The sequence below is a fragment of the Fuerstiella marisgermanici genome (genome assembly GCF_001983935.1).
Taxonomy (GTDB): Bacteria; Planctomycetota; Planctomycetia; order Planctomycetales; family Planctomycetaceae; genus Fuerstiella; species Fuerstiella marisgermanici.
Map to the genome: position 1 here is coordinate 7,954,921 of NZ_CP017641.1, position 23,899 is coordinate 7,978,819.

Annotated in this window: 16 protein-coding genes; 14 read left to right on the forward strand and 2 right to left on the reverse strand. The window is 56.1% G+C overall.

All coding sequences use genetic code 11. The features are described from left to right. Positions 1–76 precede the first annotated feature (76 nt). From Fuma_RS30000 to Fuma_RS30065, 14 genes are all read left to right on the forward strand, one after another. Positions 77–1,045 carry an extracellular solute-binding protein gene (locus tag Fuma_RS30000; protein ID WP_158521185.1) on the forward strand — a complete coding sequence of 323 codons (969 nt, stop codon included), beginning with the start codon at positions 77–79 and terminating at the stop codon, positions 1,043–1,045. Further along, on the forward strand, positions 1,042–2,565 hold the full coding sequence (locus tag Fuma_RS30005; protein ID WP_077027361.1) for a hypothetical protein: 1,524 nt from the start codon (positions 1,042–1,044) through the stop codon (positions 2,563–2,565). The genes Fuma_RS30000 and Fuma_RS30005 overlap by 4 nt, the downstream gene beginning before the upstream one ends. Continuing rightward, positions 2,558–3,253, forward strand: a complete 696-nt coding sequence (locus Fuma_RS30010; protein ID WP_077027362.1) for an ATP-binding cassette domain-containing protein — start codon at positions 2,558–2,560, stop codon at positions 3,251–3,253. Before Fuma_RS30005 ends, Fuma_RS30010 begins: the two co-directional genes overlap by 8 nt. Positions 3,254–3,442: 189 nt before the next feature. Further along, the gene (locus tag Fuma_RS30015) at positions 3,443–4,375 is read left to right on the forward strand and encodes an NHL repeat-containing protein (protein WP_158521186.1); all 933 of its coding nucleotides are present in this window, start codon (positions 3,443–3,445) and stop codon (positions 4,373–4,375) included. Continuing rightward, positions 4,372–7,479, forward strand: a complete 3,108-nt coding sequence (locus tag Fuma_RS30020; RefSeq protein ID WP_077027364.1) for a VWA domain-containing protein — start codon at positions 4,372–4,374, stop codon at positions 7,477–7,479. The genes Fuma_RS30015 and Fuma_RS30020 overlap by 4 nt, the downstream gene beginning before the upstream one ends. 263 nt (positions 7,480–7,742) lie before the next feature. Next, positions 7,743–8,750, forward strand: a complete 1,008-nt coding sequence (locus tag Fuma_RS30025; RefSeq protein ID WP_077027365.1) for an AAA family ATPase — start codon at positions 7,743–7,745, stop codon at positions 8,748–8,750. Positions 8,751–8,756: 6 nt separating this feature from the next. Then, positions 8,757–9,659 carry a DUF58 domain-containing protein gene (locus tag Fuma_RS30030; protein ID WP_077027366.1) on the forward strand — a complete coding sequence of 301 codons (903 nt, stop codon included), beginning with the start codon at positions 8,757–8,759 and terminating at the stop codon, positions 9,657–9,659. Then, positions 9,656–11,548 carry a vWA domain-containing protein gene (locus tag Fuma_RS30035; RefSeq protein WP_158521187.1) on the forward strand — a complete coding sequence of 631 codons (1,893 nt, stop codon included), beginning with the start codon at positions 9,656–9,658 and terminating at the stop codon, positions 11,546–11,548. Before Fuma_RS30030 ends, Fuma_RS30035 begins: the two co-directional genes overlap by 4 nt. Positions 11,549–11,883: 335 nt before the next feature. Further along, positions 11,884–14,115: a hypothetical protein gene (locus Fuma_RS30040; protein WP_145944455.1), complete on the forward strand. Its 2,232-nt coding sequence runs from the start codon at positions 11,884–11,886 to the stop codon at positions 14,113–14,115. Positions 14,116–14,130: 15 nt separating this feature from the next. Next, entirely contained in the window at positions 14,131–15,069 is a 939-nt protein-coding gene (locus tag Fuma_RS30045; protein ID WP_077027369.1) for an ABC transporter ATP-binding protein, read from the forward strand. Further along, positions 15,066–16,913, forward strand: coding sequence for an ABC transporter permease (locus tag Fuma_RS30050; RefSeq protein WP_077027370.1), 1,848 nt, complete (start codon positions 15,066–15,068; stop codon positions 16,911–16,913). Before Fuma_RS30045 ends, Fuma_RS30050 begins: the two co-directional genes overlap by 4 nt. Further along, complete coding sequence (locus Fuma_RS30055; protein ID WP_077027371.1) at positions 16,910–18,919, forward strand: hypothetical protein; 2,010 nt, start codon at positions 16,910–16,912, stop codon at positions 18,917–18,919. The genes Fuma_RS30050 and Fuma_RS30055 overlap by 4 nt, the downstream gene beginning before the upstream one ends. A gap of 33 nt (positions 18,920–18,952) precedes the next feature. Continuing rightward, positions 18,953–19,924 carry an ABC transporter ATP-binding protein gene (locus tag Fuma_RS30060; RefSeq protein WP_077027372.1) on the forward strand — a complete coding sequence of 324 codons (972 nt, stop codon included), beginning with the start codon at positions 18,953–18,955 and terminating at the stop codon, positions 19,922–19,924. Then, on the forward strand, positions 19,921–21,480 hold the full coding sequence (locus tag Fuma_RS30065; protein WP_077027373.1) for a hypothetical protein: 1,560 nt from the start codon (positions 19,921–19,923) through the stop codon (positions 21,478–21,480). The genes Fuma_RS30060 and Fuma_RS30065 overlap by 4 nt, the downstream gene beginning before the upstream one ends. On the opposite strand, the gene Fuma_RS30070 is transcribed toward Fuma_RS30065, so the two are convergent. Together Fuma_RS30070 and Fuma_RS30075 are read right to left on the reverse strand one after the other, a co-directional pair. Beyond that, positions 21,449–22,201, reverse strand: coding sequence for a phytanoyl-CoA dioxygenase family protein (locus Fuma_RS30070; RefSeq protein ID WP_077027374.1), 753 nt, complete (start codon positions 22,199–22,201; stop codon positions 21,449–21,451). The two genes, Fuma_RS30065 and Fuma_RS30070, sit on opposite strands and share 32 nt — an antisense overlap. Before the next feature lie 46 nt (positions 22,202–22,247). Continuing rightward, complete coding sequence (locus Fuma_RS30075) at positions 22,248–23,861, reverse strand: sulfatase family protein (RefSeq protein WP_077027375.1); 1,614 nt, start codon at positions 23,859–23,861, stop codon at positions 22,248–22,250. Between the last annotated feature and the right edge of the window lie 38 nt (positions 23,862–23,899).

Consider the following 23,899-nt stretch of genomic DNA (forward strand, 5'->3'; position numbering starts at 1 on the left):
CTGCAAAGGAATCCAAACCATTCGACGCTTTCTTGCCATCGCCCTGCCCCTTGCTGTCGGTTTCGCCATCCTGCGGTTGACCACGCAACCGGATCACGATGGCGCGCAACTGGTGGTGTATTGCGCTCATGACGCAACGTATGCTGAGCAGATTATTCAGCGTTTCGAACAGGAAACTGGTTTCAAGGTCGACGTCCGTTTTGATGAAGAAGCCAATAAGTCGCTGGGCCTGACCAATCTACTGATCGCCGAAAAATCAAAACCTCGCTGTGACGTGTTTTGGAACAACCAGACCCTTGGCACGATTCGTCTAATTTCTGAGGGCGTACTGGAACCCTATGACAGCCCGAATGCCGATCGGATTCCGTCTGCGTTCCGCGATGAAGCCGGTTACTGGACCGGCTTTGCAGCGCGGCTGCGAGTGTACCTCGTCAATACAGACAAAATGCCCGCCACGGAAGACGCCATCAACGCAGCGATGGCGCGTGAGTCCCTTAATCGAGTGACGATCGCTCAGCCGCTGTTTGGCACCACGCTGTCCCATTATTCCGTGTTGGCCGATCAGTTTGGGATGGAAGGCCTTATTGAGTGGCACACAGATTTGCATCAACGAGGCATCCGGGAAGCACGAGGGAATTCGATGACCAAGGATCTGGTTGCAGAAGGTGTGTGCGACCTCGGCTTTACCGACACGGACGATGCGTTCGTCGCGATAGACGCGGGACAACCTGTGGCGATGCAGCCGGTGAGGCTTAGTAATGGTCAGGTCATCTGCCTGCCTAACTCTGTGGCTTTGATCCGCGGGGCACCTCACCCGGAAGCCGCGAAGCAGTTCATCGACTTTCTGCTTTCGGAAGAGATCGAACTGTTGCTGGCGAAATCCAAAGCGCGTCAGATTCCGCTGGGGCCCGTCGACGAATCAAAATTGTCCGAGGAAGTCATTGAGCTAAAAGCGTGGGCGGCTGATGGAGTCGATCTGACGAAAGCGGCCGAGGCGAATCAGCAAGTGCTGGACTGGTTAACGGCGGAGCACACGGGCCAATGACGCTGCAGGCCGTTCTGGCATGGTCCATCGGTCGCGCACTAATTATTACGACATTGTCGTTACCGCTGGCGTTGTTGGTCTGGCGGTGGGTCGCTTCGCAATACCGTTCACCGCGCGTTCGACATTGGTTGTGTTTCGTGGCGCTGCTGCCGTTGTTCGTACCGGATCTGTTGGTCGGATTTACGTACTGGCTGACGTCGGCGAATCTCGTTCACAGCGTGGCGGCAACCGAAGGGCTGTATGCGTTGTTGTTGCTGTTTCGGACCATCGCACTGCAGACGGCGGTGGCGTTGATTCTGCCGGCGTCGGTGGTGAGTCCAGAGGCACTGCATTCGTGGCGGTTGCTAAAGAATACGTCGCTCGGTAACGGGATTGGTCAGGCTTCCGAATCTCAAACCGAAGCGCCGCCGGCTTGGCGAGTTCCACTCAGAAGCAATTTTGCATGGTGGCTGCAGTGGGTTCGATTGTTGTTGATCGGGCCGTGGCGAATGCCGTTGGTCGCGTGGATTGGCGGTGCCCTTCTCTGCTTCCAGGAATTCGAAACGGCTGCTTTGCTGCAGGTGGATCGCCACCCGATCGTCTTCACCGTGTGGCTGTTTGACGCTCACGCAGCGGGCGAATCACTGACGACATCACTCCGGATGGTGAGCCGGTCAATCTTCTTTCAGCTCACCTTGCTGCTGCCGGCGATTCTGTTGTTGCGAAGCGGCGGCCTCGGTCAGTCACGTCAGCGTACAACGCCTGGTTCTTCGGAAAATGCCGTTGTGACGTGGTCCGCTTGTGGAATTCTGTTTGTGAGTCTCGCCATCGTTCTGGCGTGGCCGGTGATCCAAAACGGACAGCAATTCGTTTCGGGTTTTCGAAGCCTGATCGATCAGGGGGCTGTGTGGGCGAGGAGTGAACAGATTCTGATTTCCGTACTGGTGGCAGCTCTGTCTTCAGTCGCCGCCCTGCAGATCAGCGTTGGCCTGCGGTCGTTAAAATCTCGATGGCTGACTCTGGCAGCGATACTGCCGGGGCTATGCGGCGCGCTGGTGTTAAGCCTTGTCCTGCTGGCGGCGTTTCAGCTTCCGGTTTTGCACGACGCCTATGACACGTGGCTGCCGATGTTGTTAGGGCAGACATTGCTGATCCTTCCGCGAGCCTTCCTGCTGGTCGTGTTGCTGGAAGTGACGTCGTCACCGTTTGCTCTGCATTCGGCCACGTTGATGACTCGTTCTTCCGATAATCGCGTCGCTGGTCAGGGGCGGCACGTGCTGTGGCGGTTGAAGAATCTTCGCTGGCTATTGGCCACCGCTGTGTTGACACACTGGTGCCTCTGGGACGTGACAACGACCGCCACTTTGCGACCTACGCGCTTCGAACCCATCATCAACCGGCTGTATAATGAAATGCACTACCGAAGCACGGAGACCCTGGTGGCGATTACCGCGCTGACGCTGTTGATCCCTTTTGTTGTTTTCGTGGTCGCGGCCATGGCGTGGAAATTTGTCTCAACAAGAAGCATCGTCGATGGCTGATTTACTCTGGAATTTAAGAGACGTTCGACTGAAAGGCGATAACGCCGATCGGCTGAAAAACGTCTCGATCGACGTGATGGCCGGTGTGACGGCAGTTGTCGGACATTCCGGGGCTGGCAAGACTTCGCTGCTGAATCTGCTGGCGGGGCTTGAAAAGCCGGATGCGGGGCAGCTGACGTTCGTTGGGCGGGAAGCCGATAGTTCGGCCTTCAGTTTGCCGCTTTTCTGGGTGCCTCAGGATGGCGGCTTGTGGCCTCACATGACCGCCCGGCAGCAGCTGGCCGCGGTCACTGCTTCTGCAGACCGCGATTTGAAAGCGGGCGACGACGGAGAATCGGGCAATCCGATAGACAAACTGCTGAATGATTTTGATCTGCTTCACCGCAGGGCTGCGTTTCCCTCAGAATTGTCGAAGGGCGAGCAGTCGCGGCTGTCGGTGGCTCGGTGTCTGCTGGCCAACCCGGCAGTGATGCTGATGGATGAACCGTTTGCTCACGTGGATCCGGAGCGGCGACCAAAGTACTGGGCCATCGTGCGGCAACATCTGGAAACTCAGGCTGCATCGCTGGTGTTTGCGACTCATTCGCCGGATGATGCGATGCGTGAATCACAATACGTGATTTGCCCCGATGGCGGGCGAGTGATTTTCGCAGGACAGACGACAGAATTTTACGCTGACAAGTTGTAGCTTGATTTCACTAAAGTCGAGCCATGCTGCTGCCAGAATACGGACAACCATTCATCCGCAACACGGCAATACGAACCGTAAATGTCATTGCAACGTTCCAAATCTTCAACAAAGCAACCAGCGAAGCCTGGGGATCGCACGTTACTGCGCCAAACGTGCCCGGCCGTGGAGATGGAAGCCATAGCGGAGATGCAAACTACATCTGTGCTCGACAGCAAACGGTCGATCTGGCTGTGGATGGCGAGCATGTTGCTGTTGGTCGGGTGTCAGGACGCGGCGACAGACACCTTTCCGATTTCTCAATTCACCACCTGGCCAGTGCCAGCCGATGGGACGCGAATTCCAGCCCCGCGATCTCTCTACGCCGACAAAGACGACACCGTTTACGCGTTGGATGATGCTGGTCGAGTTTTGATTTATTCGGCGCAGGGTGAGGTGCTGAATACGTGGCACATGCCGGACTACGAAGCTGGACGTCCGGAAGGCATCATTAAACTGCTGGACGGGCGCATTGCCGTCGCGGATACGCATTATGATCGAGTCGTCTTTTTTCATGCAGACGGCACGTTGGAATCGATGATTGGTGAGAAGGGAACGGAGCCCGGGCAGTTCGTATACCCCGTCGCGATTACTCAGGATCCCGACGGGTTTTTGTATGTTGGCGAATACGGCGACAAACAGCGAATCCAGAAATTTACCTCGACCGGCGAATTTGTCACTCAGTTCGGCGAACATGGAACAGGACTCGGGCAGTTTCAGCGGCCCAGCGGAATTGTGTGGAGCAACCAGACCGTTTACGCTGTGGACGCATTCAATAATCGAATTCAGGTGTTCAGCGATTCCGGGCACTTTCAGGGAGTTCTGAAATTGCCAGACGATTTGGCGGCGTTTGAGTTTCCTTATGATGTTCGCGGCACCTCCGATGGGCGGCTATATGTGATAGAAAACAAGGCCGCTCGGCTGACAGTATTAACCGAAGATGGAAGTTTCGTCGGCCGGTACGGTCGTCCAGGACGCGGGGACGGAGAATTCTTCAACCCGTGGAGTTTGACAGTTCTCAGTGACGGCCGCATTCTCGTCGCGGACACGGGGAATCACCGGATTGTGGAGTTAACGCCGTGACGAATTGGCTCAACAAGACGGCCCGCCGAATTTTTCCCCCGGCTCGAAGACCGGTTGGATGGAAAGACGCTCGACCACTGATTGCCTTCCTTCTGGTTGCTGCGGCGATCCTGTTATTCCTCGTCTACGGAAGCAGTGCGTCCCCCGGCAACCGTCGGTGGTGGTGGCTCTATCTCGACTCAATTGGAGGCACCGTCGAATTTAGTTATCCGTGGGCGTTCGCATTGCTGTTGGTCACGCCGTGGATCTGGTGGATGCAGGTGGCCGGTTATTCGGGGCTGCCTGTCAGCCGCGGCAAGCTGGCGCTGCTAGTGCGGCTGTCGCTGACAGTGCTGCTGATTTGCGTGCTGGCTCAGCCGCGAGCCGTCAAGACCAGCGATATCGTGTCTGTCGTCTTCAATGTCGATGTGTCCGATTCCGTCAGCGACGCGAAGGACGAAGCTCTAGCCATCGTAGCGGGCGCGGCCGCTATGAAGCCGCCGAAAGACGAAGCGGGCATGGTGGTCTTCGGACGTACTCCCGCCGTCGAATATCCGCCACGCGAATCGTTTCCGTTCGAAAAGTATCTGAACTCGCAGGTCGGCAAAGACGCAACGAACCTGGAACAGTCGCTGTCACTAAGTGCCGCGATGCTGCCGGAAGACAATCGTTCGCGAGTCGTCCTGATCAGTGACGGCACAGAAACGCTTGGCGAATTGAAGCAGGCCGTAACAGAACTACAGGCGCGAGACATTCAGGTTGATGTCATCCCGATTACGCATCTGGATGCTCAGGACAAGGAAGTGCTGCTGGAACGCCTCGACCTGCCGCGTTTCGTGAGACTCGGCGAAACCTACGAAGCGGCCACAGTGTTGACTTCGCTGCAAGCCGGTTCCGGCACGCTGGTGTTGTCGCAGAACGATGAAGAGTTGACTCGGCTGCCAGTCGAATTCAAACCGGGCAAAAACCGTTTCGCCGTTCCGATCAAAGTGGATGCCCCCGGCTATTACGAATATGAAGCCAGAATAGAGGTCCCCGCCAGCGAAGATGCGCGTGTGGAGAACAACGCGGTTCGAAACTATTTGTATATAGAAGGCCCAGGGCGAGTTCTGATTGTCACCGATCCGAAAGGCAATCCGAAGGAATGGCGGTACGTGAAGGAAGCTTTGGAACAGGGTGAGCGCGAAGTCGAAACAGTAACCGCCACTGAATTTCCACTCGACCCACTTTCGCTGATGCCATACGACGCGATCGTGTTCGCCAACGTCCCGGCCGACACGCTGTTTGCGACGCAAATCCAGGCGGTTCATGACGCCGTCCGGAACCTGGGCATTGGGTTCGTTATGCTCGGCGGGCCCAACAGTTTTGGGCCCGGAGGCTACCAGAATTCGCCGATTGAAGACTGCCTGCCGATTTCGATGGAGATCAGCAAAAAGAAGATTCTGCCAAAAGGTGGGTTGGTCATCATCCTGCACACCTGCGAATTTCCGCAGGGCAATTCGTGGGCCAAGCGGATCACCAAAGAAGCGATCCGAGTGCTGAACTCTGAAGACGAAGTTGGTGCCATCGGTTACGGCATGGGTGGCAACGAATGGATTTTTGAACTCACACCTGCCGGCAATTATTCTGAACTGGTGACGAAGATTAATGGAGCTCAAATCGGCGACATGCCGGACTTCACCAGCACGATGAAGATGGGACTGGAAGGTCTCAAGAAGAGCGACGCGTCCAGTCGGCACATGATTATCATTTCTGATGGCGACCCGCCGATGCCGCCGCCGTCTGCGATTCAGGAATTCATTGATGCTCAAACGACGATTTCCACCGTCGCCGTGTTTCCTCATGGTGGGCGAGACACGATGGTGCTGAGTGCTATCGCCAGCCAAACGGGCGGTCGCTATTACTTTCCGCCCGATCCTTCTCAGCTGCCGTCGATCTTTATCAAAGAAGCCAAGACGCTGCGGCGCAATCAGATTCAGAAGCGGACGTTCACACCGATGCTGATGAACAACGATCCGATCTTCCGAGACATCGGAGGTCTGCCGCCGCTGCACGGTTATGTACTCGCTTCAGAAAAGGAAGATCCTCGAGCCACTATATTGCTGTCTGCGCCACCCAAAGAAGGCGACCTGGTGGCCGATGATTCAGACGTCGATCCGATTCTGGCCACATGGCGTTACGGCCTGGGAGCCACCGCCGCTTTTACGTCCGACCTGACTGATGACTGGGGCAAGGATTGGGTGAATTGGGATCAATTCCAGCAAATGTTGACTCAGTTGATGACGCGAGTTAGTCGAGTTCGGCGCGAACAGTTTTTGCGAGTCTACACGTATGTTAACGGAAACGAAGGCGTGGTTGTGGTGGAAGACTTTCACCCCGAAGAATCCATGCTGGATATGAACGTTACGGTCACATCGCCCAACGATTTTCGTTACGCCGGCCCAGTAAGGCAGATTGCTCCCCGGCGCTATCAGGCAACAATCCCGCTGCAGGGACAAGCTCGGTATCAGGTGCAGATTTCAGCGGAAGGTGGCGGTCGCGAAGAGATTGCCTACGGCGGCTTCATCGTTTCGTATTCACCCGAGTACCTGCGTTTTGAAGCGAACCCCATCGTGCTGCGGGATATCGCCGAGCAAACAGGTGGCGAAGAAATTGACCCCGGTCTATCGCCGGAAGAACTTTCCAAATCCATCTACGGTCGCCGTAAACCGAAGCGTAGTTCGCGTTCCGTGTTCGACTGGTTTCTGATGGCGCTGGCTTGCATGATTCCGCTGGACGTGGCTATTCGTCGAGTTCAATTGGATCTTTCCTGGGTCCGCAAGATGTTCGGGGGCCGCAAGTCAGAATCGACGGCGACCATGGGCGCTCTGCTGCAGAAAACGGAGGCCGTTCGTTCGACGATGACCGGACAAAAAGACAAAGCGACGCCTCGACCGAAACCGCCCGAACGCCCAATGCAGCCACGTTCTGTGCCACCCACTTCTGCAAAACGGCCAGCACAAAAAACGGACGAGGCCACTCAACAGGCACCGCCTGAGCCGGAACCGTCCACGGACGATGGCAACACCACGTCAAGGCTGCTGGCCATGAAGCGGCGGCGTGAACAGGAGGGCGATGATGAGTGAGCCAGCGACGCCGCACATTCTACCTCTCCCCAGCGAAGCTGAGGGGGAGGTCGGACGAGCGAAGCGAGGTCCGGGAGGGGGCCGTGTGAACGGGAGACGCGACCAGCGAAATCACCTGTCACCTACGCTCGGCCCTCCCCCGATCTAGCTACGCTCGATCGACCCCTCCCGCAATAAATTGCGGGAGGGGTTGATGATATGCCCGTTCTTGGCCGCGGGAACAACGTAGATAACAATCACCTTCACCAGAAATTCAAGCCGACATGAATCACACTGCGACTCCGGAAGAGCTTCAGACCGAAGCCGATCAGTTTAAGACCGAATTCCAAACACTCCGCGATGCCATCGGCCAGGTGATTGTGGGGCAGGAAGGAGTGGTCGAAGCAACTTTGACCGCGATCCTGTGTGGCGGCAACGTTCTTCTTGAAGGCGTGCCGGGGCTTGGCAAAACCGAATTGGTGAAGGCGCTGTCGCGCGTGTTGAAACTTCACTTCCGCAGAATTCAGTTTACGCCCGACCTGATGCCTGCCGACGTGATCGGCACCAACATGATGACCGCCGACGAAAGCGGGAACTACCGGTTCGAATTCCGTGAAGGACCGATTTTTACTCAGTTGCTGCTGGCGGACGAAATCAACCGAGCCACTCCGAAGACTCAGTCAGCCCTGCTGGAAACCATGCAGGAAGGCACGGTCACCACCGGCGGGCAGACGTACCATCTTGATCAGCCTTTCTTTGTTCTGGCGACTCAGAATCCCATCGAACAGGAAGGCACGTTTCCACTGCCCGAAGCCCAACTGGACCGTTTCATGTTCAAGGTTGTTGTACCGTTTCTGAATCGAGCGGAGCTTAACGAAGTCGTCAGCCGGACGATCCTGCGGAAGCATGTTGATGTGGAAGCAATTTTGGATGGTCCACGCATTCTGCACCTGCGGACCGTGTTGGATCGAGTTGTGGTGAGCGACCCGATGAGGGACTACGCCTGCCGACTTGTCCTGTCGACTCATCCGGATTCTGAGTACTCGCCGGAAGGTGTAAAGCAGTTTCTAAGATGGGGCGCCAGCCCGCGAGCCGCCCAGGCTCTGATCCGCGCGGCTCGCGTGCGAGCTTTAGGACAAGGGCGTCCGCACGTGGCGTTTGAAGATATCAAGCACTTCGCCGCCGAAGTTCTGCAGCACAGAGCGTTACTGAACTATGACGGCCAGGCCGAGAACATCGCGGTGGCCGACCTGATCAAGGAATGCGTCAACACACTCCCGACGGAAGCGTAGAACGACGTGCCGGATACGCCCAAACAACTCACATCGCTGTTCGACAACAAAACGCTGCACCGCATCGAAAGAATGCGGCTGAATCCCATGCGCCGGTTGACCAACCGCAGTCGTGGCGAGCACCTTGCTGGCAAAGGCGGTCGTAGCACGGACTTCGCCGATTATCGAGACTACGCGTCTGGCGACGACCTCCGGTATGTCGACTGGAATATCTTCGCGCGGTTGCATCGACCTTACATCAAACAGTTCCTGCATGAGGAGGAACTTCATGTCGTGATTATGGTGGATGCCTCGTCGTCGATGCTGTTCGACGACAAGCTGCTGAAGGCACGCCAACTGGCCGCAGCATTCGGAATCATGGGCCTGCTAAACGTTGAACGAGTCAGCGTGTACGCGGTTCATCAGCAGGAAGGGCAACCGTGGATGTTGCCGCCAGGAGCCGGGCGGACTCGTATTCGCAAGCTGTTGCAGTTTTTGGACAACATCGAAGGCGGCGGCAATGTTCCGGTCGAACGAGCGATCGAAACGATGCTGCGTTTCCATCGTGGACGAGGCATCGCCATTCTGCTGTCGGATTTTCTGACGTTTGCCGATTTGACTCGCAGCATGAATATGCTGTTCAGCAGCGGCCTGGAAATCTGGGGGCTGCAGATTTTGGGCGATTCGGAAATGAATCCCAATCTGGAAGGCGACCTCAGGTTTGTCGACAGTGAAACCGGTGAGACACTCGACATCACCAACGCGGGCGAATTGCTGAGTTTGTATCACGAGCATCGGGCGTGGCATGAGGAGACACTGCATCAGCAGTGTCGTCGTCGCAACGGCAGATTCGCCACCATCAGTTCGGCAACGCCGCTGAATTCCGTTTTGTTCGACACGCTAAGTCGACAGGGATGGGTGCTGCGATGACATGGCCGAGTTTCGGATTCCCGATTGGAGCGTGGTTCTTCCTGTCGCTCATCCCGTTGGTGATTCTTTACTTCCTGAAGCTGAAGCGGCCTCGGCTGGAAGTTCCGTCGCTGGCGTTGTGGCAGTCGGTGGTGAATGATCAACGAGTCAATTCACCGTTTCAGAAATTTCGGCGCAACCTTTTGTTGTTGCTGCAACTGCTGTTGCTGATGCTTGTGATTCTGGCATTGATGCAGCCCTTCATCAGTGCGGGACCGGAAACGGCAGAATACCTGCCGGTACTGATCGACTGTTCGGCCAGCATGTCGTCCAAGGTTGATGGTTCAGACAAAACTCGCCTGGATCTTGCCAAAGAACAGGTGAAGGCGATGATCGAAAACCTGCGTGGCAGCGGCAAGATCGCTCTGTTTTCATTCGCCAGCGGCGGGCGACGTCTGACGGAATTCACCGACGACGCTCAGATCCTGATGCGCGCACTCGATCGAGTGCAGCCGACTCACCGCGCCAGCAAGCTCGACGAAGTTTTGCGCATGGCCGAAGCGTATGCTCGCACGTCGCCAATCGAACGGGTGACGGTGATCACGGACGGCAATCTGAAAGATCGAGTCGACTTCGAACTGCCGTTCACGCTGGATATTCAGCGAGTGGAAGAGGGTGGCGATAATCTCGGTATTACAGAAATGAACGCTCGCCGCAGCGGACCGGAAAGCTGGGACATCTTTGTGCGAGTTGGCGGGTCGACAGCAGAACCAGCCTTCGGCGATCTGACACTGAAGATGGACGGCGAAGTGGTGGGCCGCGAAACGGTTTCGGCGTCGAAGGGGGATTCTGAACGAGTTGTGTTTTCCATCGACGCAACTGACACGACTTTGCTGCAGGCAACTCTGGCTCCGACCAATTATGATTCGCTGGATGTCGACAACACAGTCTGGCTGACTCTGCCGAAACCGCGTCCGCTGAAAGCCTGGACATCGCCGGAACTGTATTCCTGGCAGCATGCGTTGAGTGTTCAGGCAGAGGTGGAGGTCGACAGTCAGAAGGAACCGTCTGCCGCAGAATACGATTTGATCGTCACGGACGCAGAAGATCTGCAGGGATCGGAAGCTCCGATTGTGATCTACAACGGCGTGATTCCGGAAGACGTCGCAGACCTGGTTTCGGTAGGCGATGTAGACGTCGATGATACGCGCGTGCAAATCGTCGATTGGGTCAGCACCGCTCCGCTGCTGCGGCACGTGCGGTTGCGAGACGTGCAGATTGGCCAGAAAGCTCGCTACGCAGAAAACGCGACCGCTTCAAAGCTGGAGGAACGCGGCTACGAAGTCCTTGTTCACGGAGCCGAAGGCCCGCTGATGCTACAGAAGCGGCAGGGGCTGGAAACCAAATACTACTTCCTGTTTCACACCGACCGTTCCACCCTGCCCTATCGCATCGCGTTTCCGATTCTGGTTTCCAACGTGATCGAATCAGCACTCCAGCGAGCGTCTTTGTCGGAAGTCAACGCCGCTCCGACGGGTGTGCTGCCACCGTTGAACCTTGAGCCGGAACGTGAGTTCACTGTTCAGGGGCCCAACGGCGAAGCGGACACGTTTCGATCCACCGCCAGTGGTTTGTTAACCGGCGTGCAGGCGGAAGTCGTCGGCAAGTATGACATCAAAGATGGAGCCGACGTTGTGGCGTCCATTGGCACAGGCCTGCTAAGTGCTCTGGAAACGTCGCTGGAATCGGTCACCGAATTGCAGTTTGCCGAATTGACCGTCAAGACCGACGAAACGCAGATGATCGATTCCGACCAGCAACTCTGGTGGGTGTTGGCGGCTCTGGCGTTCGTGCTGTTGATGGTGGAGTGGTGGTACTTCCAACGTGACAAGACGGGAGTTACCAAATGAGTTGTGGGTGTCTCACAGATCCAGTTGCGATTCTTCACCCTCCCGCACAGAGACAGCGCGGCTGCGGGATTCAGGATTGGCGGTATCCCAGCACCTCACCCAGCGTAGCGTGGGGGGAGGTCGGACGGAGCGAAGCAACGTTCGGGAGGGGGCCGGGCATGTCGGCGCGCTGCAGTCAAGCCGCGCGGGTTGCACAGACGCCCCTCCCCCGAACATCGCTGCGCTCGTTCGACCCCTCAATTGACTGCGGCAGTGAGGGGACGGATCTGCCTGACCGCGCCTGCAGCACGCACCGGCTGCGCGGATGTGCCACCTGGCTGTTACTTCTACTCGCTGTGTTCTGTTGCACAACCGCGCCGGCCGTCGCTCAACCCGATCGACTGGTCAGTCTGAAGCTTGAACCGCTTTCGATCCGTGGCCGATCCAGCAGTGTGATCCCTTTGCAGATTAAGTTGGAATACAACTCCAACCAGATCCTGGAAGGGGATCTGGTTATGGAAGTTTACAACAGCAATCCGACCGACGCCGACCTGATGGCGACCATCCGTTATGAAGGCATCGTGTTGCAGGGAACGGACTACATCTTCAACACAGTGCTGCCGCCGTTCGAACATTCGCACAATCAGCAATACATGATCACCTGCTGGTTCGATACGCCCGAAGGTCGATTGTCGCTGTCACGCGATCCGGACGATCCAGCGGAACCTCATGAATTGCTTTCGATCGGCGCGTTCGAACGCGCCACACTGGTGTGTTCGGTGTCGGGACGACGCGACTTTCTGAAACCGTCTAAACAGCGAGCGTTTCTGGACAGATCGCTGTCACTGGAACCTTACAGCCCAAATCCAGGTCCCGCGCCCGCCGCCGATCAGCAGCTCAATCGTCAGCGAATCCTCGATACGCAACGCGTGCAGAATTACGCCTGCAGTTGGAACGTCTACGAACTGCCGGGAGATCCGCTGCATCTGTGTGCATTCGACATCGTGCTGCTTGCTGATAATTCGTTGAGTCGCCTGGAAGACGGCCAGATGGAGGCGCTATTAACCTGGGTGAAGGCAGGAGGCAGTCTGTGTGTGCTGCCGGATGACAACCGCTTACAGAAACCTCACCTGCTATTCCTGCAAACGCTATTCGAACGTGCTGAGGACCCTGACCTGCATCTAAGCATTACGGACGATGGCAACCTGCTTGTGATCAGCGACGAAGAGGCTCCCGTTGTCAACCGCCGGTTTGGGTTGGGGCGAGTGACATTGCTGCCGGACGTTGAAGATCTGCCCGAACGACTTTCCGGCGCGGATTTGGGCAGTGTGGTCGGGCACCTGTTTAAGGTGCGGAGCAACTCTGAAGTCTTCGACGGGGAACAATGGGGCCAAAGTTCACTCGACGCACTTTTGAAGGCGCGAGGCGCCGTAGTGAGGAAAGACCGCAATGGGTTCTATCTACAGTACAAGAATGGTCGCCGATCTTCCGGCAGCTATTGGCGTGCGACGTCGCGAGAAGACCTCGCCGCCCAGCTGGGACTCAATTACGAATTGCAACCAAAGGTCAACCCCATTGCGGTGACAGCGATGACCACGCTGATGCCGAAGGATGTTGAGATGGTGCCCAGCTACATCATTGCTTTATTGCTGTTTGCGTACGTCATCACGATCGGTCCGGTCGACTGGTTCGTGCTCGGCTTTTTTAAAGCTCGCAAATACACATGGCTGCTGTTTCCCATTGTGACCGCCTTCTTCACTGTGCTAACGGTTCGCATCGCTCACAATTATATGGCGAGCACAGATACTGGAGGCCGGTTTACGATTGTCGATCTGGTCGACGACGGGCAGCCGGTGCGGCAAACGGATCTGCAACTGCATTTTTATGCTTCGCAAGTCACACTCGAAAACGAAACCTCCAACAGCTTTTTTGTGCCCGCTCAGACCATCGCGGTCAACCAGCTTTCGCTCCACCAGCCCGTGCCGCAGTCAACCTACCGCAACGTCAACTACCACGGCCGATTTCCTCAGGCGTACAGTCATCAACAAAGAATGCGGCAGTGGGAACCCCAACTAAATCGCACGTTCACGCTGTCACCGAAGGCCGACAAAGTTCCGAAGATACCGTGGGATGATGAAACGTTAGTTACGACAACAGAAGGCCGTAGCAGGCTGGCAACGTTGTTGACTGAAATCGCATCCCCCAATCAGAAAGTGGATGCGGTGGTGCTAAACCAGCAGGGGCAACTTCCTGTTTTTAAAATGGACGGCTTCCTGTTTTCCATGCAAAAACTGGCGTCTGGCCTGGGGCCGATTGAGGCAATGCAGCAGCCGGGCATGTACGGACAGATCTATCAGGGGTTTGAAGATCAGGTTGCTATCCAGGGAATTCTGCAGTCTTCGTCTCGCAGCGGCACTCAGGATTTTTTCAGTGTCGTGTCACAGGTGTCGCCTCAGGGAGCCGGTTCGATGGAAGATCTGCCAATTCACGATTCTACTGATCCCAACCAGTGGCTGCTGATTGTTGCTGTCAAAGAAGGTGACGAAACTACTTTTTACCGCCGCGTTTTTCACGTCGCGTCAAATTAGGGCGGAGGCTTTCACATGAACCCACTCGCTGTCTGCATTCGAGATCTGCGTGTCAGCTATGGCAAGTTCGAAGCCGTCAAAGGGATCTCTCTGGATATTCCCAAAGGCGAAGTCTTCGGATTCATCGGGCCCAATGGTGCCGGTAAGTCGTCGACCATCCGAGTCCTCGCAACGCTGCAACCAAAGTTTCGTGGTCTGGCCCTTGTGTGTGGACTTGATGTTACAAGTCAGCCGCAGCAGGTGCGTGAGAAAATTGGTTATATGCCAGACTTCTTTGGCGTTTACGAAGACCTGACGGCGCTTGAATATCTTCACTTTTTCGCGGCCGCCTACAAGCTGCCGTCCAATCGACGTAAAGGCGTGATCGACGACGTATTGGCACTGACCGACCTCGCCCACAAAGCCGATTCTCCCGTCGACGGCCTGTCACGCGGGATGAAACAGCGGCTGGCGCTGGCTCGAGTTCTGCTTCACGATCCCGACCTGCTGCTGCTGGATGAACCAGCCAGCGGGCTTGATCCGCGGGCGCGCATTGAAGTCCGCGAACTGCTGAAAGCGCTTAAGGAGATGGGCAAGACGATTCTGATCAGCAGCCATATTCTGCACGAACTTAGCCAGCTTTGTACGCGGATCGGCATTATTGAAACAGGCGAAATGGTGGCTCAGGGATCGCTAAACGAAATCTTCCAGCAGTTGCATCTGAAGCGAGTTATTCATCTGCGGCTGGACAATCCCGGCGAAGACCTGGAAGCTCGCGTGCGTAATATTCCCGGCGTGGATTCCGTGGAAAGTCAGGTCGATCGCTGGGCTATTCGGTTGCGGGAGGATGAGCTTTCCGTGGCTGATTTCCATCAGGCACTGGTTGAAGAGAAGGCTCGTATTACCATGTTCCAACCGGAAGCGATGGACATGGAAACTGCCTTCATGAAGCTAACGGAAGGGAAGACGGCGTGAGATTCATTCCGGAATTACCCCTTCTTCGTCGTGAGCTGACGGAACTGGCGAACCGCCGGCGAACGTACATTGTGCGCGTAGCCGGTGCCGTAGTGATTCTGTTTTATGTCTTCATCAACTACGAAATTGCACTGAACATGCGTCAGCAGATGTCTCGCCAGCTTGGTGCTGGCGGGCCACTTCAGTTTCTGGGAGTGGGCGGCGACATCTTTGCAAGTATTACGCCCGTTCTGTTCTATACCGTCCAGCTCTTGATGCCGGCTCTGGCTTGCGCATCTGTGACCAGCGAAAAAGAAAGCAATACTATTGGAACGTTGCTGCTGACAAAGCTGTCGCCGGGCACGATTGTGATCGAAAAGTTCGGTAGCCGGCTGATCCCGATGCTCACGATTCTGCTGCTCACATTTCCGGTCATCGCCTATGTGCATTCGCTGGGCGGTGTCGATACCGACATGCTGATCAGTACGATCTGGCTGCTGCTGTGCGAATGTTTTCTAATCGCCAGTGTTGCCATTTTGTTCTCGACCTATTTTGCGACAACGGTGACGGCATTTATTTGGTCGTATGCCACGATCATGATGTTAATGGTGCTGACGCTTAGTCTGCGGATCACGTCGTTCATGCCGTCGGCCATTTGGCAGGACATGATGTTTGGTAATCGGATGGGCATTCCGGCTGCCCAAATGGCTGCCATGCGAGCCTTTGGGGGCGTTGGGGCGGTGGGGCAGACCAGTGGCTGGGTGTTGACTGTAGCGCGTACCGTGCCCGCGTTGCTGATCACAGCGATGCTGCTGCTGACGGCCCGCCTGATGCTTGTGCGGCGAGCGTTCATTTCGCAGTCGTCGTTTGTGCTGAAGGTGTTTCGATCTGTCGACGCTTTCTTCAAAGCTCTGAACGAACGCACCACCGGCGGTATCGAAATTATCAGCGACAAAAATCCGTTGCCGGAAAACGATCCTGTGGCATGGCGAGAGCGAAACAAAAAGTCGCTGGGCAAGGCTCGCTATCTGTTTCGCGTGCTGGTGGTGCTTGAGGTACCAACGTTGTTCGTCTGCGCCGCTGCAGCCACTACCTCTTCTCGTACCGGTTTTCAGGGGCTGTATGCGTTGCAGCTTCTGGTGTGGGTACTCGCCGCATTGGTGGCCAGCGTGAAAGGCGCGACCCTGTTTTCGACAGAACGAGCCAAGCAAACAATCGAACCGCTGTTGGCAAGCCCGATGACAGCGGCCGAACTGATCCAGCAAAAAGTGGCTGGCATGAGGCGTCTGCTAATCGTGCTGGCCATCCCGATTCTCAGCGTGAATTTCACGCACTTTCTGTTGAACAGCAGTGCTCAAAGTTTGACAAGCATCAATACCGCCTTTACCCCGGTGACCTATTTTCTGCTAAGCATATGGGGCACGTTTGTCCTGCTGTACGTGGTCGCCTGGCTGACGACGGGACTCGGTCTGACAATCCATTCACCAACGAAGGCCATTCTGGCGGCTGTGTCGGTGATCGTGGTGTGGACAGTTTCCCCGATCATCGCGGCTCAATTGTTAGGAGCCGCGCCGCCGGTTCGCGAGATCTTTCTGACGTTTTCGCCCTACGGCCTGATCGAAGCCAGCGAACGATATCTGGTGGGAAGGTTTCAGGATTATTCGATGTACCGAGTGACCGACGAAGTTGGTGAACGCTGGTGGATGTTCACTCTGCCGTTGTACACCGTTGGCCTGCTGGTAGTTTGGCGAGTTGTGTTGTGGTGTGGACCGCAGTTGCTGCAGCGAGCCGAAAATGCGGCTCCACTGGCATTGACCGTCCCCACGTCAGAAACAGTCGCGCCAGCGCTGGAGGGAACTCGGTGAATCACGAAAATCCTTCAAAAGCTCTTCACTATTCTGCGCAGGACGCCGCGCGACTTTGGGTTTCGGCGGTCGACGGCCTACCCATCTCATACCACCCAAGGAAAACGAGCGGCAACCGAATCCGACACACCTTCCAGCTGTTGGTCTTCGGGTTATTGCTGGCATGCCTGTTCCCAACGCAATTGGCTGCACAGGGCACTGAGCCGGAGCTGAAGGTCGTCGAAGTGATCTGGGGCTTTGATGGCCGCGTCCAGCCGGGGCAGTTTAATCCGCTGTCGATCCTTTTGGATAACCAAACGTCTGAGCCCATCGACGCCACTGCTACATTGCAGCAAATACAAGGGGTGCTGAATCCGACCGGCGGACAGTATGCTCAGCCGGTATTCATCGCGTCTACCGCCAGGCGGTGGGTTCAGTTCTACCCATACGTCGGCGATACTCGCGATAACGATTGGCGGTTGGAATTTGACGGCCGAAAAACAGCAGACATCAAGCAGGCCCGAGCGGCGGTAAAGGTGATGTCTGACAAGACCGACCCACCGCCGCAGGTTGTCATTCTGGATAAAGCCAACCGCTTCACGACGGCACCGTCGGCTGTGAAGCACATGCCGGAGAATATCTTTCCGCCGTACGCCACGGTGACATTTGGGCTGCATACTGTCTTCCTCGATCACGAACCGGATTGGGAGGTGCCTCGCCAGGAAGCTTTTCTTTCCTGGCTGTATCAAGGCGGACGACTGCATCTGCTGCACGACGGTCGTGGCGAGTTCCCGCAGTTCTCTGGTTCGCTGGTGGATCTGAATCAGCCGCTGGACCGCTACTCCATCGGTAGCGGTTTGGTGGTTCGACACGCCGTTCAGCGAAACGAAGTCAGCGAAGCGATGGTCAATCGAATCGTCACAGTTGACGCCTTGAAGGACCCGGATAAGAAGCTGGAAGCAGAACTGAAACGGCGGGCTGAGCAGATGGGATACGGTATGACTCCGCAGTCTCAGATCGAACCGTCATCGATTGACGACACGTTCTTTCGTCGTATGCGAGAACTGACGCTGCCGGAACACGCATGGTGGCTGATCTTCCTGCTGGCGTTGTGCTACATCGGTTTGATCTTTCCGGGCTGTTTTATTCTTTCCAAGCGAAAGGATATTCACTTTTTGACGACCTACGGAGCGATCGTTGGACTCGCGGTCGTGTTCAGTATGCTGTTTTTGTTTATCGGTCGACGCGGTTACGGCGAAACAACGAATCTTCAAACGCTGGCCGTCGCGAGGGCCGAAGGAGACACTCATTGGAACGTGTTCCAGTGGAGTGCATTGTTCGTCACTTCAGGAGACGACTACACGGCCAGTACAGACGACCAACAGACAGTCCTTTCGACAGCCGACACAATGGACCGCTCCGATGTTGCTGCGGTGGCTGGCAACAACGGGCAGATCTTAATGCGGATTCCCCCATTTTCTTCACAGACGTTCGTAAGTCGACGACGCATAGCCGGTGCCGACTGGAAGCTGAAGATCACGGATGTCGACGCCACGCCATCAGGGCTGGTCAAATTGACGATTTCATTCGGCGACGCTTTTCCGGTAGCCGAAGATAACCGATACCTGGTGCTATCCGGTCGACGGTTGTACGAATTGAAATACAACGCGGAAGACAAGTTGTTGAAATTATTCGGGCAGAAGCAGGATCTGGCCCAGTTCACTCAGCCGGTGCAGGACTTCAGCTATGCCACTCCATGGAGGACTCAGCAGGCCGTCGACGAACGGTCCGAGCGGCAGAAATTCTATGAAGACGCCATGAAGTCGCTCATGCAGCGCAGCCTGCTGGATGACCTTGTCGACCAGCCCGGTCGGTTTGAACTTCCTCCCGACCGTCTTCGCCTGTTTGTTTACGCGGACGCTCCGGACAGCTTTGCGATGGACGTGGACGCCGAAGTCAAAGCAACGGGACGCGTGTTGTTTGTCAAAGACCTGTTCCTTCAGGACGTTTCGCCCACCGCGCCGTAATTCACGTGAACCAGTATTTCAGATAACTGATCTATGCCTCCAACCTACGACGCCAACACTGTTCCGGCGATTTCCGTCAGCGAATTGACGCATGCCTTCAAGGGACACCAGGCACTGAATCAGGTTTCGTTTGCCGTGATGCCGCAAACGCTTCACGGATTTGTTGGGCCGAACGGGGCCGGTAAAACGACGACGCTAAAGGTCATCTGCACATTGCTGAAACCCAATTGGGGGCAGGTGCAGGTGTTTGGGCACAGCGTGCGAAGTGAACCGATTGCGGTTCGTGAAAAGATTGGGTTCATGCCGGACCACTTCAGCATGTACCGCCAGATGACAGTCTTCGAATACCTTGATTTCTTCGCCGCCGCCTACGGGTTGAAGATGACTCAGCGGGACCAGGTGATCAACGACGTGTTGACGCTGACTGACATGGACGGACGTCGCAACGATTTGATCTCCGGCCTGTCGCGAGGCATGCAGCAGCGAGTCAGCCTGGCTCGCGTATTGGTCCACGATCCAGACCTGTTGCTGCTGGACGAACCGGCCAGCGGCCTGGATCCACGAGCTCGCATCGAACTGATGGAGATCCTTCGTGAACTGCGTCGGATGGGCAAAACGATTTTCATCAGCTCACACATTCTCAGCGAACTGGCGGAATTGTGCGACAGTGTGACGATTATCGATCGAGGCCACGTGAAGTTCAGCGGGCCGATGGACGCGCTGCTGGACGCGGATGCGGAAGTCTCGCGGTTCACTCTAAAGTTTAGTCAGGCCCCCGAAAACGCGACCGAACTTCTCACCGCGATCGACGGAATTGTGTCGGCTGAAATTCCTGAGTACAGCTCGGGCAACGAATTCGATTTGGAACTCGACCCGGCCAGCGATTCCAACATCGTGCTCAGTTCCATCATTGGGCTGGGCGTTCCGATCGTTTCGTTTGCTCAGCGGCGAAAACAGTTGAATCAGGCATTCATGGACCTGACGACTCGAGGAGTTCGTCCGTGATCAGTGGAACTCAAACACTGTTCAACTGGTCGCTGCGTTCGGACACCAGATCCATTTATCCACATATCGTGCGCGCCGCGTTTTGTGGCTTCATGATGCTCGCCATTTTGTCTGCATGGGCAAAGGCGCTCGGGGGTATGGCACCGGGGCTGAATTTCTTTAGCTGGATTTGCCGCCTGAATGTATTGCTGATTTCAGTGTCCGGCATCAGTTACTTTGTGTCCGCCGTTACCGAAGAAAAGGATTCCGGCACGCTCGCGCTGCTGCGACTGGCGGGCGTATCTCCACTGGCGATTGTGCTCAGCAAATCCACGTCGCGACTGATTAGCGCCTTGATGTTGCTGCTGATTCAGCTTCCGTTCACATTTTTGGCGATCACACTTGGCGGCGTTACCTGGCAGCAAATTATCGCCGCCTATCTGGCTTTGGCCGCGTGGATGTGCATGGTGGCCAACGTGGCGTTGTTCTGTTCGGTGCGGTGCCAGACGTCTGGTCGAGCCGCCTCGCTGGCCACGTCGCTGCTGTTGCTGTTCTTCGCGGCTGGGCCGCTGTTGTCCAATATTGCCGTGTTGAATAATGTTTCCTGGCTGCCGCCGGAGGTGGTTGAAGTCTGCAACGGACTTCACAAAGAACAGCAGTTGACGTCAATCACGACGCGTCTGAGTGAAATTTTCACTACCGGCAAGAACCTGACGCTGGCGGCCGAACAATTCTGGCGGAACACCGCCGTCGGCGGGGCCATGTTTCTGTTAAGCGTACTACTGTTTAATCGATACAGCGAACCGGCAGAAGACAATCCTCACGGCAGTTCGGCAAGAATCAGACGCTTTACCGTCGGACGCTGCTGGAAGCTTCCGGTGGTGTGGAAGGACTTTCTGTTCTTCACCGGCGGCAAGTCGTTTCTGGTGATCAAGGCAATCGGCTATGCCCTGCTGATTACCGGGTTTGTGTGGTTTCATCAACTGGATAGTCCCAACAGCACGCGTTGGCTGTCGGGAGATCTGACACAAGTCGCATTCGGAACGGTGGCTCTGTTGCTGACTGTTGAAATGATGCTTTACGCTTCCAACAGTTTGTTTCTTGAAGTTCGGCAGTCTGCGATTGCCAGCCTGAGAATGCTACCGATTCAAACGCCCGCCATCTTGTTGCAAAAAGTGGCCGCCTGCGTGGTGGCACTGTTGCCTGCGATAAGCACATTGGTGCTTCTGATGGCGTACGACGCCCGCTCGATCACGAGTGCTCACGACTTTCCGGGCCAGGTGATCACGTGGGTCTTCGTCTCACTGATGATGACTCACCTGACCGTTCTGCTTTCACTGTACACTCGCTGGGCTGCATTGCCGCTGGCGATTCTGCTCACCGTGATTAGCTTTCCCTGCATCGGCGGAGCGGCCGTGGGGCTGACGGAAATTACGAAGAAGACCGCTCAACTAAACGGAATCCAGCTGGGCGTGTGGCTGGGTGTGGTCGTGAATTTTGTCTGGATGTGGATCTTCGTGCTGCTGCCCATTCAGATCGAAATCGTCAATCGCTGGAACCGGCTGAGTCGCGAATAGCGCGGCAGGGAATTCGGTACTTCCAGCGTAACGGTGACGACAGTTCGAAGTTGGCGAATTCGATATGAATCACGCGACGGCTGGAGACCACTTCCATCGGCGATGATGCGTGCAGCAACAGCGGCCGCATCAGTAGAGCTCCACCAGCGCGGACCTCGCACACCACTCCCTGAACCTGCCGCTGTTGACGCTCCGCTTCGGCTGTCGACATGCGAGCCAGTCGATGAGTCCCCGGCAGGACCTTCAGTGCTCCGTTGTCTGCCGTGCAATCATCCAGATGAAGTCGCACGGCCAGCACCTGCTGCATCAGCTCGACCGGTGGTTGCACGCACGCAACACCCGCTTTTCTGGTCCATGCGACAAAGCCTTCGGCGTCGTGCTTTTCTTCCACAGCAATCGACAGGTCCTGATGCCAGAAAACTCCCCAGTTGGCGCTTGGCGTTTTGTCAAACAATGTGGCTCGCACCATGAAAGCCCCCTGCCCTGCAACCGATTCCACAAGGTCAGCAACGGCCGGCAGCCGCACGATGTCAGCAAACTGAGGGACAACATCGGTCAGGTTTCGCAATCCGTAGGTGCCGCTGCTATTGGTGACATTTTCGGAATTGTCATTATGGCGAGCCGCCTCAAGCAGTTCGCAGCACCACGCTACGGTTGCTGCATCGAGAATGTATTCTCGAATCGCAAAGCCGTGTTCTTCGATTTGGTCCAGGTTGTCCATGCGTCTCGACAGCTAGCTGATGGTTTCGGATTGGCACAACAGGGCGCTACCGTTTCTTCGCGCGAGGATTCTGCCATTCCGTGGCGAAGGGAGCCTTGTCGAATGTTGTCCTGTCGCCGGTAACACGCGGGTCGCCTGTTTGCTTCAGCACCGTCATCAGTCGATCTGACAACTCTGCCTTCACGTCCGCAAACCGCAGATCATCGGCGACGTTGTAGATTTGATCGCTGTCCGTTGCCAGTTCGTAAAGCTCCTCTTCCGGCCGCTGTCCAAACGCAAAGTCGAAGTACTTGCGTTGCTGCGGATCATCTTCGCAGTTTACTGCAATCCATGCTTTGGTAGGGCTGGCGTCCATGTCGCCGAACGCCGCGAACGTGTTTTCTCGCAGCTGTTCGAAGCCGGGCATCAGACCGGTGCTGCCTCCATAGCCAGGTCCGGTGCCCATCGGCCAGCGGTCGGGCTTGAAGTTGCGAATGTACAGAAAATGTTTCGTCCGAATGGCTCGTTGAGGGTACGGCAGCCAATCGGTCCGAGCTTTCGCCACATGGCGTTCTCGGCCAGTGATCACGGAATCTCGTGAAGGATCAACAATACCGGCTTTGTCCGACTTCAACACGGGCATCAGGCTTCTGCCCGTCATCACGTCCGGCACTGTGACGCCTCCTGCTTCGACAAACGTGGGGGCCAGATCGGGCAGACACACGAAGTCGTCGACGATTCGGTTGCCCGGTACATTCTTCGGCCATCGGATCGCCAGCGGCACGTGAGTTCCAAAGTCGTAGAGATTGCACTTGCCGTTGGGAAAGCCGGGCGCGCCGTGGTCACCGCTGACGACGACGATTGTGTTATCGAGTTTGCCGGCTGATTCCAACTCGTTCAACAGCACGCCCAGTCCGGCATCGAATGCCATCACTTCGCCAAGGTAATCGGCCATGTCTTCACGCACGACAGGTACGTCGGGCAGAAACTTCGGCAGCTTGCCTTTCAGTTCGTCCGGATTGAGCCCCCAGAGTTTCTTTCCGGAACCCTGAACCCACTTGCGGTGACAGTTCGTCGGCCCCCACCAATAGCAAAACGGCTGCCCGTCTTCGCAATCCTCCAGAAAGTCCTGGAAGTTGTCTTTCACTTCGTCCAGCAAAACCTGTTTGCCGGCGCTGATGTCATTCTGCTTGCTGACAAACTGACTGAAGCCGTTGAACTTTCCGCCGTGCTTACCATAGGCCGTCGCTTTCGCGCCGTACGGGGCGTTTGCCGGAGTACCGGGACTCCACACTTTGTAGGAATGCCCAATGTGATAACCGGCCTGCTGCAGGATCAGGGGATAGCTGGGAATGCTCTTATCCCAAATGGCTCCCTGTAAAATCGCTCCGCGTCCGGTTCGCCAGAAGTATTGCCCAGACAGCAGTGAACTGCGACACGGTGTGCAAGACGGAGCGTTCACGAACGCATTGGTAAACAGCACGCCTTCACGTGCGACGCGGTCGAAATTGGGAGTGCTGACGATGTCACTGGGCCCGCCCTTTTCAAGCGCCGCATAGGCGCTGGCGTAACGACCCCAGTCGTCAGCGAAAGCAAAGACGATGTTCGGGCGATCGTTTTCAGCAACTCCCACAACGCATGACATCAGGATTGCAAATATGACGGTCGTCTTCAGCAGCATGATGCTCTGTCCTTGTGCGAAATGTTATCGTCCGCCAC

Excerpts from the sequence above, each read along its gene's own strand:
- Fuma_RS30005 (WP_077027361.1), top strand. The coding sequence starts at position 1,042 with ATGACGCTGCAGGCCGTTCTGGCATGGTCCATCGGTCGCGCACTAATT.
- Fuma_RS30010 (WP_077027362.1), top strand. The coding sequence starts at position 2,558 with ATGGCTGATTTACTCTGGAATTTAAGAGACGTTCGACTGAAAGGCGAT.
- Fuma_RS30015 (WP_158521186.1), top strand. The coding sequence starts at position 3,443 with ATGCAAACTACATCTGTGCTCGACAGCAAACGGTCGATCTGGCTGTGG.
- Fuma_RS30025 (WP_077027365.1), top strand. The coding sequence starts at position 7,743 with ATGAATCACACTGCGACTCCGGAAGAGCTTCAGACCGAAGCCGATCAG.
- Fuma_RS30035 (WP_158521187.1), top strand. The coding sequence starts at position 9,656 with ATGACATGGCCGAGTTTCGGATTCCCGATTGGAGCGTGGTTCTTCCTG.
- Fuma_RS30045 (WP_077027369.1), top strand. The coding sequence starts at position 14,131 with ATGAACCCACTCGCTGTCTGCATTCGAGATCTGCGTGTCAGCTATGGC.
- Fuma_RS30060 (WP_077027372.1), top strand. The coding sequence starts at position 18,953 with ATGCCTCCAACCTACGACGCCAACACTGTTCCGGCGATTTCCGTCAGC.
- Fuma_RS30070 (WP_077027374.1), bottom strand. The coding sequence starts at position 22,201 with ATGGACAACCTGGACCAAATCGAAGAACACGGCTTTGCGATTCGAGAA.
- Fuma_RS30075 (WP_077027375.1), bottom strand. The coding sequence starts at position 23,861 with ATGCTGCTGAAGACGACCGTCATATTTGCAATCCTGATGTCATGCGTT.